We start from the raw sequence: 14,771 nt of genomic DNA on the forward strand, positions 1-14,771 counted from the left end.
AAAGAGAACAACATCAGGTAAAATGATAAAACTATTATTTGTAAATACTGTAATAACAACGTTTTAGTTCTTTTTAGTTTAATAAAATGAGGATGAATTTCAGAATAATGAGATATCAATAACACTTGAGGTGTGATTGTTGTTTCAATAAATCATTGTGATATAGTAAACATGTTCAGAAGTTGAAGAACTTCGATAATAATTCTATAGGAGTGATTTACTGTGAAAATTGGCGTAATCAAAGATCCAAAACAAGGTGAGGCACGCGTAGGCATGACCCCTGAAAATGTTAAAATTTTAGTTGAAGCAGGAAATGAAGTACTAGTTGATGATAATGCTGGTGCAGGTTCAGGCTTCACCAATGAACAATATATCGAAGCTGGCGGTAAAATCGTGGACACTGATACAGCGTGGACTGCTGATTTGATCGTTAAAGTTAAAGAACCTATGGAAAGCGAATACCACTATTTCAAAAAAGGCCAAATCATTTGGGGCTTCTTGCATTTAGCTGCAAATAAAGCTTGTGTTGAGAAAATGATGGAAGTTGGCGTTACAGCTTTATCTGGCGAAAACATTTCAATCAACGGCGTTTTAGAATTGTTGAAACCAATGAGTGCTATCGCTGGACGTCGTGCAGTTAATTTAGGCCAATATTATTTAGAAAAACAACATGGCGGCGAAGGAATCTTACTTCCTGGAATCGACGGTGTCGAAGCTGGAACTATCGTTATTTTAGGCGGCGGAAATGCAGCTGAAAATGCAGCAGACATGGCTGTTGGTATTGGCTGTCACGTAATCATTCTTGAAGTGAACGAAAAACGAATCAAACAATTACAAGATCGTTACAAAGATCATAATGTAGATGTAATTGTTTCAAATACTGAAAACTTAGAAGCAAAAATCAAAGAAGCAGATGTATTTATTTCAACAATTTTGATTCCAGGAGCTAAGCCACCAAAATTAGTAAAAGAATACATGGTTGAATCAATGAAACCAGGTTCTGTAATCGTTGATATCGCAATCGACCAAGGTGGTACAGTTGAAACAATCGACAAACCAACGAACCATGCAGATCCAGTATTTACTAAACATGGTGTGATCCATTATGCTGTTCCTAATATGCCAGGTGCTACACCAAGAACAGCAACAATCGCTCTAGCGAAAGGAAATGTTTCATTCCTTAAAGAAGTTAGTGTGAAAGGGTTAGACGAAGCATTGAAAGCTGATGAATCATTATTTTCAGGTTTAAGTATTTACAATGGTAAAGTAGTTTCTAAAGCATTAGCAGATTCAATCGATGTTCCTTATACTGGAGTAGGAGATGTTTTGTAATGACTGAAACAATGGCAGATCTACCTGTATCTATTGAAGATATCCATGAAGCAAAAAATGTGGTAAAACAATATGGTCGTGTAACACCATTGATCCAATCAATGTTCTTAACTGCCCAAACTGGCGGTCAAGTATTCTTGAAATTAGAAAATATGCAATTGACAGGTTCATTTAAATTCCGCGGTGCATTCAATAAGATCGCTCATTTAACTCAAGCGGAAAAAGATAAAGGCGTTATTGCTGTTTCAGCCGGAAACCACGCACAAGGGGTCGCATTGACTTCTAAATTATTAGGAATCGAAAGTACGATTGTTATGCCAGAAACAGCACCTAAAGCAAAAGTCGAAGCTACTGAAGGTTATGGTTCGAAAGTTATCCTTCATGGTTCTGGATTCGATGAAGCAAAAGCTTACTGTGAAAAAATCGTTGAAGAAACTGGTGTAACTTACATCCCTCCTTACGATGATGAATTTGTAATGGCAGGCCAAGGAACAATCGGTCTTGAAATCCTTGATTCTATTTGGGATGTCGATACTGTAATCGTTCCTGTCGGTGGCGGCGGATTGATCGCAGGGATCGCTGTAGCAATGAAGACGTTTAACCCGAACATCAATATCATTGGTGTCCAAGCTGACAACATCCATGGAATGACAGCATCATTCCGTGCAGGTAAAAAAGTGGGTCATAAGGAAGCCGCAACAATCGCTGACGGATGTGCAGTTGAATTCCCAGGAAATCTTACTTTTGAAGTAGTAGAAGAACTTGTGGACGATATGGTTACAGTATCTGAACAAGAAATCGAACTTGCGATGAAAGATTTGATCCAACGGACGAAGATCGTTGTGGAAGGTGCTGGCGGTTTAGCAACAGCAGCCATTCTTTCTGGTAAAGTGGATAAATATGTGAATGGTAAGAAAGTCGTTGCTGTCGTATCTGGCGGAAATGTTGACTTGAACCGGATCACAGATGTTATCGGACACTTCTCAGTAGCGAACGAATTAAAATAGGCAAAAAAGAGGTGCGACAAGATTGTCGCACCTTTTTCATTTTTGTCTTTTATGCGTTGTAATCTTTTCTGAAGAGATAGATACCACTGACAATGGAAACGATCAGCGCCAGCAATACGACTAAGAATGAACCAAGTTCAGAGTCGCGCCAGAGCAGCCCGCCGGTGTTAATTCCCCATAGGCTGAAAATCAACGTCGGCAACGCCAGTAAAAGCGAGGCTGTATTCAGAAACTTCATTAATTGATTCAATCGATTGTCCATCATACTATCGATCAGTCCGCTGATCGAACTCAACATCTCGCGATAAATCTGAACAGAAGTCGTCGCTTGTTTGGTTTGAAGTTCAAGTTCGATCGCTAAGTCGCGATCGGAATAAACCAATTCAGACTCCAATAACTGTGTGACTGTTTTGCGCTGTTCTTTTAATAAATTGTCGATATAAACGAGATTTTTTTCGGTATCAGTCGCTTTTTCTAAAATATTTTTATTTGAGCCTTTAGTCGTCCCGTAACTGATTTCTTCAATCGTTTTACGCTGTTCTTTTAAAAAGGCCAGATAATGTTCATTGATTATCTGTAAAGTATGTAAAATCAGACCAGCTTTAGTGAAAATTTCAGTTTTAAACGTGTTCAAAACTTGAGTGATCAATGATTTTTCACTTACGGTAATCAAAATGTCCGAGGTTAAAAAAACTGTTACAGTCGAAGATAGAGACTCAGGTCGGTGGATAGATTGAATGTCGATAAAAAGCATCAAACAAAGTGATTTTTCATCGTCTGTTTGGTATTTTTTAAAAAAAGAAACATTCGAAAAGTCTCGTCCAAACGAAAAGAAATTTCTAGGTAATTCATAATCTGCTACTAGTTGTTCTTTTTCAGCGTCAGTCGGATCGGAGACAGCTAACCAATTGGCTTGCTGTTTATTTTTTTGCAAGCCATCATTTGAAATATAAAAGTAATCAATCAACAGAAGAACCTCCTTGTTTTGGCTCAGCTTTAGTTAATCATCTCAAATTACTAGATGATTGCCAATTATTTTGAATCATTCAATCGCTCGTTTTTTTCTGTACATATTATAGAAGGATTTTTTTGAGAAAAAGTGAGACAACCATTTAATTCAGCTATAAATCTTCTCATTTGTAAAGATTCTGGTTTACAGGACAACAGTATTTGATATAATAGTTTTCATATTTCATAAACTATAGTGGAAATTTTCACTATAGTAAACTTATATATCGTCATAATATGGATGACAGTTTCTACCTTGTGCCGTAAACACAAGACTATAAGTAAAAATCGTACGGTTACGTACCTTTTTTGCTTTGCAGATGAGGTGCGTTTTTTGTATTAATCAAAAAACGACAAGAAAAGGAGAAAAGATAATGAAAGAATTAACAGATCGCATCAAAAGTAATGGCCGAGTTTTGGGTGAGGGTGTTTTAAAAGTTGATGAATTTATCACTCACCAAGTGGATCCTGAATTGATGGATGCAATGGGCAAACGTCTGGCAGAAGTATTTGCAGATAAAAAAATCACTAAAGTAGTTACCATCGAAGCATCTGGTATCGCACCGGCTGTCTACGCTGCGCAAGCATTGAATGTGCCGATGATCTTTGCTCGCAAATCAAAAAGTTTAACGATGGATGAAGAACTTTTGACCGCCTCTGTTTATTCATTCACTAAACAAGTAACTAGCACCATTTCTATTTCTCGTAAATTTCTTTCTGCAGAGGACAATGTCTTGTTAGTCGATGATTTCTTGGCAAACGGCCAAGCTGCAAAAGGATTAATCGAATTGTGTCAACAAGCGGGGGCAAGCGTTGCTGGGATCGGAATCTTGATTGAAAAATCCTTCCAAGACGGGCGTCAGTTGATTGAAGACATGGATATTCCGGTTGTTTCTTTAGCGAGAATTGCTTCCTTACATGATGGTGAAATAACATTTATCAAGGAGGATGCATAAAGTGACAAATGAAACGGGAAATGGAAAATCAGCAGTTTTAGGATTGCAGCATTTATTAGCGATGTATGCTGGAGCAGTTGCGGTACCGCTTTTGATCGGAACAGGATTAGGTTTTAATGAAGCACAGATGACATACTTGATTTCGATTGATATTTTTATGTGTGGGATTGCGACATTGCTGCAATTGACAGTCAATAAATTTTTTGGGATTGGCTTACCAGTCGTTTTAGGCTGTGCAATCCAAGCAGTGGCTCCATTGATCTTGATTGGTCAAAAGCAAGGCGTAGGAACCGTTTACGGCTCGATTATTGCAGCGGGAGTTTTTGTTGTTCTGATTGCCGGCTTCTTTTCAAAGGTTGAAAAATTATTTCCGCCAATCGTCACAGGTACGGTCATTACGACGATCGGTTTGACATTGATCCCAGTTGCGATTACCAAAATGGGTGGCGGGGATGCGGCTGCTCCGAGCTTCGGTGATCCTACAAACTTAGTATTAGCTGCTGTAACAATTCTCTTGATTTTAGCGGTGCAAGTATTCGGTCGAGGATTTGTCCGCTCGATTGCGGTCTTAGTTGGCCTAGTCGCTGGTACAGTCTTAGCTGCATTTTTAGGTAAAGTTGATTTAGCTGCGATTGGACATGCGCCGATGTTTCATGTCCCACAACCATTTTATTTTGGAACACCAAAGTTTGAACCATTTTCAATCCTATTAATGATTATTATCTCTATTGTCAGTATGGTTGAATCGACGGGCGTTTACTTTGCTTTAGGTGATATTGTAGGTAAGAAAATCAAAGAAGACGATTTGAAACGTGGATACCGAGCAGAAGGTTTAGCAGTCGTATTGGGCGGATTGTTCAATACTTTTCCATATACAGGGTTTTCTCAAAATGTCGGTTTGGTTCAGTTGTCTGGAATAAAGACGCGTCGCCCCATCTATTTCTCAGCGATCTTTTTGATTATCTTAGGACTTTTTCCTAAAGTTGGAGCTTTAGCTCAGATTATTCCTGAACCTGTTTTAGGCGGTGGAATGTTGGTAATGTTCGGTATGGTGGCTGTTCAAGGAATGAAGATGTTGTCAAAAGTTAATTATAATGACGAAAAAAATCTATTGATCATTGCAATCTCAATTGGGTTTGGGTTAGGTTTCAATTCGATGCCGACTTTGTTTGCGAAGTTGCCTGAAACCTTGCAAATGTTTACAGGAAACGGAATTGTAATGAGCAGTTTGTCAGCGATTGTTTTGAACCTTATATTCCACGGTTATGAAAGAGAAACAAAATAAAAGAAGACGCGGTGTGAGCTGCGTCTCTCTTTTTATACGAAATAAACACGAACGTTATCATATTTATTTTGTTTAATATTCGAATTTTATTTTGACTTACTAAATCGCTCTTGCTAAAATATGTTTGGATAACTTAGAGGCGTCAGTTTTGTTTTTTATTTTGCGATAGGTTGAATATTGCGTGTATGAAGATCTTTCAAATTGTGTCAAAAAATCATTCTTAATAGGAAAAGGAGCAGATTATGACTTTAGAAGTTGCAGTAATCATGGGCAGTACATCAGATTGGGAGACGATGAAATATGCCTGCGACAGTCTTGATGAATTAGAAATCGAATATGAAAAACGGGTCATTTCAGCTCACCGAACGCCGGATCTAATGTTCGAATTTGCCGAAAAAGCCCGTGTGCGTGGGATCAAAGTTATCATTGCTGGTGCTGGTGGCGCGGCGCACTTACCTGGAATGGTGGCGGCAAAGACTACATTGCCGGTGATTGGTGTACCGGTCCAATCGAAAGCGTTGAATGGATTAGACTCGTTGTTGTCGATTGTGCAGATGCCAGGAGGAGTACCTGTAGCTACAACCGCGATTGGAAAAGCGGGTGCAACGAATGCAGGACTACTTGCGGCACAGATGCTTTCCATGTATGATAAAAACGTAGCTGATCGTTTGGAAGAAAAACGTCAGCGAATGACAGAAACTGTATTAGAAAGTAGTGAGCGACTTGGTTAAATCGTTACAACCAGGCTCTACGATTGGGATCGTAGGCGGAGGGCAATTAGGCCGCATGATGGCTATCAGCGCAAAGGAAATGGGATTTCGTACAGGCGTGATCGATCCGACGGGAGACTGTCCGGCTGCACAAGTTTCAGATTGGCACATCGTTGCCGATTATGACGATCAAACGGCTTTAGAAGAGATGGCCCGCAGATCGCAAGTGATCACTTATGAATTTGAAAATGTTGATGTCGATACCATCAATCATATTCAACATTTTGCGAATATTCCACAAGGTACCGATTTATTAGCGATCAGTCAAGATCGTTTGATGGAAAAGTCTTTTTTAGAAAGTAACAATATTGTGATCGCGCCCTATGCAACAATTATCAGTCCAACAGATATTCAAGATGCGATTGAAGGGATCGGTTATCCTTGTGTGTTAAAAACAACTCGCGGCGGTTACGATGGGCATGGACAATATGTATTAAGAAGCACTGCTGATTTGGCACCGTCAATGAATCTTTTGCGGCAAGGAACGTGTGTTTTAGAAGCATGGATTCCATTTGAAAAAGAACTATCTGTCCAAGTTGCAGGCAATAATCTGGGCGACTATGTAACTTTCCCAGTAGTAGAAAACATTCATCGAAACAATATTCTTCATGAGACAATTGCGCCAGCAGGAATTGATGTGGCTGTTGCAAAAGAAGCCAGTCGAATCGCAAAAGTGATCGCTCAAGGAGTAGATTTAGTTGGAACGCTTTGTGTTGAATTTTTCTTGACAACAGCTGGCGCATTATATGTTAATGAGATCGCCCCGCGGCCGCACAATTCAGGGCACTACACGATCGAAGCTTGCACAATGAGTCAATTTGAGGCGCATATTCGCGGAATCTGTGGCTGGCCGTTGAGCGAACCAAAATTATTATCGAATGCAGTGATGGTCAATATTTTAGGTGAAAATTTATTGAAAACATATGAGCTGATTGATTTATGGCCGGACTGGCATTTTCATTACTACGGAAAAGCCCAGCCAAAAAAAGGTCGTAAAATGGGCCATATCACGATTTTGACGGACAGTATCCAACGGACGTTGGACGATGTCAAAAAAACGGAGACGTGGGACTAATAAGCTAGCTTTAGATAGTAAAAGGATTTCTATTAAAGAGATTCCTTCAATTAGTAGAGAAAAAGGAGAATATAATGATACCTCGATACGCAAGAGCTGAAATGGAAAATATTTGGAGCGATGAAAATCGCTATAAAGCCTGGCTGGAAGTAGAAATTTTAGCAGATGAAGCTTGGGCGGAATTGGGAGAAATCCCTAAAGCAGATGCAGAAAAAATTCGGGAAAATGCCGGATTCAGCATTGAGCGCATTTTAGAAATTGAACAGTCTACAAAACATGACGTAGTAGCTTTTACCCGTGCGGTATCTGAAACGTTGGGTGAAGAGCGAAAATGGGTGCATTACGGCCTGACTAGTACCGACGTGGTCGATACAGCGTACGGCTATTTGTACAAACAAGCAAATGATGTTTTACGCCAAGACTTGCAAGAATTTTTAGCGATTATCGGCGAAAAAGCTAAAGAACATAAAAATACTGTCATGATGGGCCGGACTCACGGAGTCCACGCCGAACCAACGACTTTTGGCTTAAAATTAGCTACTTGGTATTCGGAAATGAAACGCAACATTGAACGTTTTGATCACGCAGCAAAAGGGGTGGAAGCGGGAAAAATTTCTGGAGCAGTGGGTACCTTTGCGAATATTCCGCCATTTGTAGAAGAATTTGTCTGTGAAAAATTAGGAATCCGGCCGCAAGAAATTTCAACGCAAGTTTTGCCGAGAGATTTGCACGCGGAATATTTTTCAAGTCTTGCATTGATCGCAACCTCGATTGAACGTTTCGCAACAGAAATTCGTGGATTGCAAAAATCCGAAACTCGAGAAGTAGAAGAATTTTTTGCTAAAGGACAAAAAGGTTCCTCTGCAATGCCGCATAAACGCAATCCAATCGGTTCTGAAAATATGTCCGGCTTGGCTCGAGTGGTTCGCGGTCATTTGATCACGGCCTTTGAAGATGTTGCTTTGTGGCATGAACGTGACATTTCTCATTCATCTGCAGAACGAATCATTACACCAGATACAACGATTTTAATTGACTACATGTTGGCTCGCTTTGGAAAAATCGTAAAAAATCTGACAGTTTTTCCAGAGAATATGAAGCGGAACATGCAAGCGACCTTTGGCTTGATCTACAGTCAACGAGTCTTGTTGAAATTGATCGACAAAGGGATGACGCGTGAAGCAGCTTATGACTTGGTGCAACCTAAAACGGCTTATGCTTGGGACCACCAAACGCAATTCCGACCATTGTTGGAAGCTGATGAAAAGATCACAAATGTTTTATCAGCCGCCGATTTGGACGATGCCTTTGACTATAACTATCATTTAAAAAATGTCGATAAGATTTTTGAACGTGTCGGAATCAAATAAAAAAGACCTCTTGCTTTTTGGCAAGAGGTCTTTTGCGTATTATGCGTAAGAATAAACATCCACAAAACAAGCTTCGTGAAGCTGTTCTAATAAACATTTGATTAAGCGATAGTCGTAGATCTGCGAGTTCAATAAAATTTCGATGCGATAAGAATTTTTTAAAAACAAGTGATCTTTTAACTGTCTAATAATTAAGCGGTCCTGAGTTTGATTGGAAAAATGCAAAGATTGTATCGCTTGAGATTGTTTTGGATGAAATATTTTTTTTAAATTGCGGTAGGAATAAAAACTAGTATTGCAATTAAGGTTATGCGTAGTATCAAGACCTAACAAAGCATTTAATAAATGCTGCTTATCGATTTCATTTGTTGAATCAAGAAATTTTTGAGCTGCTGCAGATGCATCCAACATAAGCGAGTCCTCCATATCGATTATTCGAGTTAAATATAGCATCCTTTTCATAAAATGTAAACGTTCTCTATCATTTGTTTTGGAATCTTTATAAATGCTCTCGTTGTAAACACGAACATTAAACAAATGTTTTGATTATAATATACGATAAAATGTTGAATTATCAAATTCCGCTTGTTACACTAAAAACGAAAGCAATAAACGAATGATTTTTGATTGTTAGTTTGCAAATGTTCATTAAAAAGGAGCGTTATAGCGTGGAAAAAGGAAAATTACTGTATGAAGGAAAGGCAAAAAAATTGTTTCGAACAAATGAGTCCGAAGTTATCTGGGTCGAATATTTAAATCAGGCGACTGCTTTGAATGGAGCAAAGAAAGATCAAATAAAAGGAAAAGGCGAACTTAATAACCGGATTACTAGTTTGATTTTTGATTACTTGAAGAGCAAAAAAATTAAGAATCATTTTATTAAACGATTATCTGCTAACGAACAGTTGATTCAAGCTGTTGAGATCATTCCTTTAGAAGTAGTTGTTCGAAACGTTGCTGCTGGAAGTTTTTCTAAACGACTAGCAATTCCAGAAGGGACCTCTTTGAGTTTGCCAATCGTTGAATTTTACTATAAGAAGGATGAGCTGGATGATCCAATGGTTATTGATGATCACATCTTATTTTTACAAATTGCATCAACTGAAGAAATCGCACAATTGCGTCAACTGGCGTTGGAAGTAAATCACGCGTTAATCGAACTTTTTGATTCGATAGATATTCAATTGATTGATTTCAAATTAGAATTTGGCCGTCAAAAAGAAGGTTCGCTTTTATTGGCGGATGAAGTTTCACCGGATACTTGCCGTTTATGGGACAAAAAAACGAATGAACACCTAGACAAAGATATTTATCGTCGCGACTTAGGCGACATCGTCCCAGTTTATCAAGAAGTCTTAAATCGATTAGAAAAGCGAGGAAAATAGAATGTATTTTGTAAAAGTTTATGTAACGTATAAGGATTCTGTATTGGACCCGCAAGGAGAAGCAGTCAAAGGTGCCGTCCATCGTTTGGGCTATGACGAGATTGAGGATGTTCGAATCGGAAAATACTTTGAGATCAAAGTTGCTAAAAGCGATCGTCCAGTCGAGGTGATGATCGAAGAAGTCTGCGATAAATTATTAGCCAACGTCAATATGGAAACGTATCGGTATGAAATTTTGACATTGGAGGAAGCCTAACATGAAGTTTGCAGTCATTGTGTTTCCTGGCTCAAATTGTGATTTAGACATGTTTTGGGCAATGAAAGAAATTATGGGAGCGGAGTGTGAGTATGTTCGTTACGATGCAGACAGTCTTGAAGGGTTCGATGGCGTCTTGTTACCTGGAGGATTTTCTTATGGCGATTACTTACGTTGCGGAGCAATTGCTCGTTTTGCCAATATTATGTCCGAAGTCGTTCGTTTTGCCGAAGAAGGTAAACCGGTTTTTGGAACGTGTAATGGATTTCAAATTTTGACAGAAGCCGGCCTTTTACCAGGTGCGTTGCGCCGAAATGAGTCACTGAAATTTATTAGTAAGATCACGCCATTGAAAGTTGTTAACAACCAAACGAAATTCACTTCTGAATACGATTCAGATGAGGTGATCCAAATTCCAGTCGCTCACGGCGAGGGAAATTATTACTGCGACGAAACAACTTTAGCGGAATTGAAAGTAAACGATCAAATCGTCTTTACTTATGAAGGTGAAAATATCAATGGTAGTGTTGAAAATATCGCTGGAATCACAAATAAAGCGGGAAATGTCCTTGGAATGATGCCTCATCCTGAACGAGCGATGGAAAAATTGCTTGGTTCAGATGATGGCAAAAAGTTCTTTGCATCTATTTTAACTAATTTTGAAAAGGCGGCGGCAAACTAATGATGAAATTGGAACCAACAGCTCAAGAAATTAAAGATCAGCGTATTTATGCTGGATGGGGCTTGACTGATGAAGAATATCGTTTGATTTCAGAAGACATTCTTGGCCGTTTGCCGAACTATACCGAAACAGGACTTTTTTCAGTTATGTGGAGCGAACACTGTTCTTATAAAAATTCGAAACCCGTTTTACGAAAATTTCCAACAGATGGGCCACAAGTTTTACAAGGACCAGGTGAAGGTGCTGGAATCGTAGATATTGGTGATGGTCAAGCAGTAGTTTTCAAAGCGGAAAGCCATAATCATCCTTCTGCGGTAGAACCTTATGAAGGTGCAGCAACTGGAGTTGGCGGGATCATTCGGGATATTTTCAGTATGGGCGCTCGCCCGATCGCGTTGCTAGACTCTTTGCGTTTTGGCGAATTGACTACTCCGCGGACGAAATACTTATTGGAAGAAATCGTTGCCGGAATCAGTGGTTACGGCAACTGTATCGGCATTCCAACTGTTGGCGGGGAAGTTGCGTTCGATCCTTGCTATGAAGGCAATCCTTTAGTAAATGCGATGTGTGTTGGCTTGATCGATCATAAAGACATCCAAAAGGGTCAAGCAAAAGGTGTCGGTAATTCAATTATGTATGTCGGAGCAAAAACTGGGCGCGATGGGATCCATGGCGCGACCTTTGCTTCGGAAGAATTCGTTGAAGGAGAAGAACAACAACGTTCAGCTGTCCAAGTCGGCGATCCCTTCATGGAAAAATTATTGCTAGAAGCGTGTTTGGAATTGATCTTAGACCATGCGGATATTTTAGTTGGAATTCAAGATATGGGTGCAGCTGGATTGGTTTCGTCGAGTGCTGAAATGGCTTCAAAAGCTGGCTCTGGTTTGAAGCTTTATTTAGATGATGTTCCGCAACGAGAAACAAATATGACGCCTTATGAAATGATGTTGTCAGAATCGCAAGAACGGATGCTGATCTGTGTAGAGCAAGGACATGAAGCAGAAGTCGTTGAATTATTCAAACGTTATGAGTTAGATGCAGTGACAATCGGTGAAGTAACTGATGATGGGATGTATCGCTTGTATCATTATGGAGCAGAGGTAGCGAACTTACCAGTGGACGCGCTAGCAGAAGATGCTCCGGTTTACCAAAATGAAAAGCAAGAACCTGATCGGATCAAAGAATTTGCTGAGTTAGCAGATTTTAAACCGATTGTGACTGATCCTTCTGAAATATTGTTGGAGTTGTTGCAACAACCAACGATCGCCTCGAAAAAAATGATTTATGAAACGTACGATTCACAAGTGCGTACGAATACGGTTGTTCGTCCAGGAAGCGATGCTGCAGTCCTGCGTGTTCGTGGAACGAATAAAGCACTGGCGATGACGACTGATTGTAATGCGCAATACTTATACTTGAATCCTGAAATCGGCGGGCAGATCGCGGTAGCTGAAGCAGCTCGCAACATCGTAGCTTCTGGTGGTCAACCGTTGGCAATCACAGATTGTTTGAACTATGGATCACCGGAAAAACCAGAAGGCTTTTGGGAATTATGGACTTCAGCCGACGGAATTGCCGAAGCATGCCGTACGTTGAACACACCAGTGATTTCTGGAAATGTCTCAATGTACAATGAAACGAACGGCAAATCGATCTATCCAACGCCGGTGATCGGAATGGTAGGCTTGATTGAAGAACTAGCACATGTTACTACGCAAGATTTTAAACAAGTGGGCGATTTGATCTATGTAGTTGGTGAGACAAAAGCTGATTTTAATGGAACTGAGATCCAAAAAATGCAAAAAGGTTTGATCGAAGGAAAATTGATGGCCTTTGATCTAACTGTTGAAAAAGCCAATCAAGAGCTAGTTCTTTCAGCAATCAAAACAGGTTTGATCGAAAGTGCGCATGATTGTGCGGAAGGAGGATTGGCAGTGGCAATCGCTGAATCAGCTTTCGATAATCTTTTAGGGGTCGAGGCAACAATTCAACTGCCGGTTGCAAATCTTTTTGCAGAAACACAATCACGCTTTGTGTTGTCAGTAAAACCAGAAAATCAAATAGCTTTCGAAGCTTTAGCTGGAGAAAGAGCAGTTCGAATCGGAAAAGTCGCAGCTAGCGGCAAACTTAAAATAATTGCTTCTGACGGTGAGATCGATGTAAGTACGAAAAAGGCCAAAGAATTGTGGGAGGAAGCCATTCCATGTCTAATGAAGTAAGAAGTTTAAATGAAGAGTGCGGCGTTTTTGGCATCTGGGGACACCCGGATGCCTCTCGGGTCACTTATTTTGGCTTACATAGCTTGCAACATCGGGGGCAAGAAGGTGCTGGAATCGTTAGTAATGATAGTGGAAAACTAAACGGGACCCGCGGCTTAGGATTATTATCTGAAGTGTTTAAAGACGAACGGCACTTAAATCAATTAACGGGACATGCGGCGATCGGTCACGTTCGATATGCGACTGCTGGAACTGGCAGTGTCGACAATATCCAACCCTTCTTATTCAAATTTTATGATGGCGATTTTGCGCTGGCACACAATGGTAATTTGACAAATGCCAAAAGTTTACGCAAGACGCTGGAACAAAACGGCGCAATCTTCCATTCAAATTCTGACACAGAAATCTTGATGCATTTGATTCGCCGGAGTCAAAAAGAAACTTTGTGTGAACGAATGAAAGAAGCACTGAATACTGTAAAAGGTGGCTTTGCTTATTTAATGATGACGAAAGACTCGATGGTGGCGGCGCTTGATCCAAATGGGTTCCGCCCATTATCGATTGGGCAAATGGTTAATGGTGCTTATGTTGTGGCATCAGAAACTTGTGCGCTAGAAGTTGTCGGGGCAACGTTTATTCAAGATGTTAATCCTGGCGAGATCATCACTATCAATGATGAAGGACTGACAGTTGAGCAGTTCACAAAAGACACGCAACACGCGATTTGTTCAATGGAATATATTTATTTTGCACGACCAGATTCAAATATCGCAGGAGTCAACGTCCACAGTGCTCGAAAAAATATGGGGCGGATTTTAGCTCAAGAGGCAGAAATTGACGCAGATATGGTCGTCGGTGTACCAAATTCTTCATTGTCGGCAGCTAGCGGCTATGCTGAAGAATCGGGCATCCCGTACGAAATGGGTCTAGTGAAAAATCAATATGTTGCCAGAACGTTCATTCAACCAACTCAGGAATTACGGGAGCAAGGAGTTCGGATGAAACTTTCAGCTGTTCGCGGGGTAGTAGCGGGTAAACGCGTTATTATGGTTGACGATTCGATTGTACGCGGGACGACAAGTCGTCGAATCGTAAACCTTTTAAAAGAGGCTGGAGCAAAAGAAGTCCATGTTCGAATCGCTTCACCGCCGTTACGTTATCCTTGTTTTTACGGCATCGATATTCAGACACGAAAAGAATTGATCGCAGCAAATCATTCGGTTGAAGAAATTCGTGAGGTGATTGGTGCAGATTCATTATCATTTTTAAGCGAAGATGGATTGATTCATGCGATCGGTTTAAATTTTGATGCACCTTATTCAGGGTTGTGTATGGCTTATTTCAATGGTGATTACCCAACGCCGCTATATGATTATGAGGAACATTATCAAGCAACTTTGAAAGAAAAAATGTCATTTTTGTAAAA

14 protein-coding genes and 1 riboswitch are annotated in these 14,771 nt (G+C 40.1%); of the genes, 12 read left to right on the plus strand and 2 right to left on the minus strand.

Annotated elements, in window-relative coordinates; all coding sequences use genetic code 11:
• Positions 1-222 precede the first annotated feature (222 nt).
• Both ald and tdcB read left to right on the plus strand, forming a co-directional pair.
• Positions 223-1,332 (plus strand): alanine dehydrogenase, encoded by a 1,110-nt coding sequence (ald, locus tag FFM68_RS06060; protein ID WP_137618531.1) that lies wholly within the window; start codon positions 223-225, stop codon positions 1,330-1,332.
• Positions 1,332-2,339, plus strand: coding sequence for a bifunctional threonine ammonia-lyase/L-serine ammonia-lyase TdcB (gene tdcB, locus FFM68_RS06065; RefSeq protein WP_137618532.1), 1,008 nt, complete (start codon positions 1,332-1,334; stop codon positions 2,337-2,339). Before ald ends, tdcB begins: the two co-directional genes overlap by 1 nt.
• 49 nt (positions 2,340-2,388) lie before the next feature.
• Here tdcB and FFM68_RS06070 read toward each other — a convergent pair whose 3' ends face one another.
• Positions 2,389-3,306 carry a magnesium transporter CorA family protein gene (locus FFM68_RS06070; protein WP_137618533.1) on the minus strand — a complete coding sequence of 306 codons (918 nt, stop codon included), beginning with the start codon at positions 3,304-3,306 and terminating at the stop codon, positions 2,389-2,391.
• Positions 3,307-3,547: 241 nt separating this feature from the next.
• A riboswitch (purine riboswitch) is annotated at positions 3,548-3,645 on the plus strand.
• Between the two features lie 76 nt (positions 3,646-3,721).
• On the opposite strand from FFM68_RS06070, the gene FFM68_RS06075 reads away from it, so the two are divergent.
• The 5 genes from FFM68_RS06075 to purB all read left to right on the plus strand — a co-directional run bounded on the left by FFM68_RS06075 (position 3,722) and on the right by purB (position 8,803).
• Entirely contained in the window at positions 3,722-4,303 is a 582-nt protein-coding gene (locus FFM68_RS06075; protein ID WP_137618534.1) for a xanthine phosphoribosyltransferase, read from the plus strand.
• A 1-nt stretch (position 4,304) separates the two neighbouring features.
• Positions 4,305-5,588: a nucleobase:cation symporter-2 family protein gene (locus tag FFM68_RS06080; protein ID WP_137618535.1), complete on the plus strand. Its 1,284-nt coding sequence runs from the start codon at positions 4,305-4,307 to the stop codon at positions 5,586-5,588.
• A 242-nt stretch (positions 5,589-5,830) separates the two neighbouring features.
• Entirely contained in the window at positions 5,831-6,319 is a 489-nt protein-coding gene (gene purE, locus FFM68_RS06085) for a 5-(carboxyamino)imidazole ribonucleotide mutase (RefSeq protein ID WP_137618536.1), read from the plus strand.
• A complete protein-coding gene (gene purK, locus FFM68_RS06090) occupies positions 6,312-7,433 on the plus strand; it encodes a 5-(carboxyamino)imidazole ribonucleotide synthase (protein WP_174784504.1) in 1,122 nt (373 codons plus the stop codon). Before purE ends, purK begins: the two co-directional genes overlap by 8 nt.
• Before the next feature lie 74 nt (positions 7,434-7,507).
• The gene (gene purB, locus FFM68_RS06095; RefSeq protein WP_137618538.1) at positions 7,508-8,803 is read left to right on the plus strand and encodes an adenylosuccinate lyase; all 1,296 of its coding nucleotides are present in this window, start codon (positions 7,508-7,510) and stop codon (positions 8,801-8,803) included.
• Between the two features lie 39 nt (positions 8,804-8,842).
• Here purB and FFM68_RS06100 read toward each other — a convergent pair whose 3' ends face one another.
• Positions 8,843-9,214, minus strand: coding sequence for a hypothetical protein (locus FFM68_RS06100; protein WP_137618539.1), 372 nt, complete (start codon positions 9,212-9,214; stop codon positions 8,843-8,845).
• Positions 9,215-9,471: 257 nt separating this feature from the next.
• Here FFM68_RS06100 and purC point away from each other — a divergent pair, with 257 nt between their 5' ends.
• Genes purC through purF form a run of 5 tightly spaced genes read left to right on the plus strand, consistent with a single transcriptional unit; the run spans position 9,472 to position 14,769 of the window.
• A complete protein-coding gene (gene purC / locus FFM68_RS06105) occupies positions 9,472-10,188 on the plus strand; it encodes a phosphoribosylaminoimidazolesuccinocarboxamide synthase (RefSeq protein ID WP_137618540.1) in 717 nt (238 codons plus the stop codon).
• Position 10,189: 1 nt separating this feature from the next.
• Positions 10,190-10,444 carry a phosphoribosylformylglycinamidine synthase subunit PurS gene (gene purS / locus FFM68_RS06110; RefSeq protein ID WP_137618541.1) on the plus strand — a complete coding sequence of 85 codons (255 nt, stop codon included), beginning with the start codon at positions 10,190-10,192 and terminating at the stop codon, positions 10,442-10,444.
• 1 nt (position 10,445) lies between these two features.
• Complete coding sequence (gene purQ / locus FFM68_RS06115; RefSeq protein ID WP_137618542.1) at positions 10,446-11,126, plus strand: phosphoribosylformylglycinamidine synthase subunit PurQ; 681 nt, start codon at positions 10,446-10,448, stop codon at positions 11,124-11,126.
• Complete coding sequence (purL, locus tag FFM68_RS06120) at positions 11,126-13,345, plus strand: phosphoribosylformylglycinamidine synthase subunit PurL (protein WP_137618543.1); 2,220 nt, start codon at positions 11,126-11,128, stop codon at positions 13,343-13,345. Before purQ ends, purL begins: the two co-directional genes overlap by 1 nt.
• Complete coding sequence (gene purF / locus FFM68_RS06125; RefSeq protein WP_137618544.1) at positions 13,330-14,769, plus strand: amidophosphoribosyltransferase; 1,440 nt, start codon at positions 13,330-13,332, stop codon at positions 14,767-14,769. The genes purL and purF overlap by 16 nt, the downstream gene beginning before the upstream one ends.
• The last annotated feature ends 2 nt before the right edge of the window (positions 14,770-14,771 follow it).

The sequence above is a fragment of the Enterococcus xiangfangensis genome (assembly GCF_005405365.1).
Lineage (GTDB): Bacteria > Bacillota > Bacilli > Lactobacillales > Enterococcaceae > Enterococcus_A > Enterococcus_A xiangfangensis.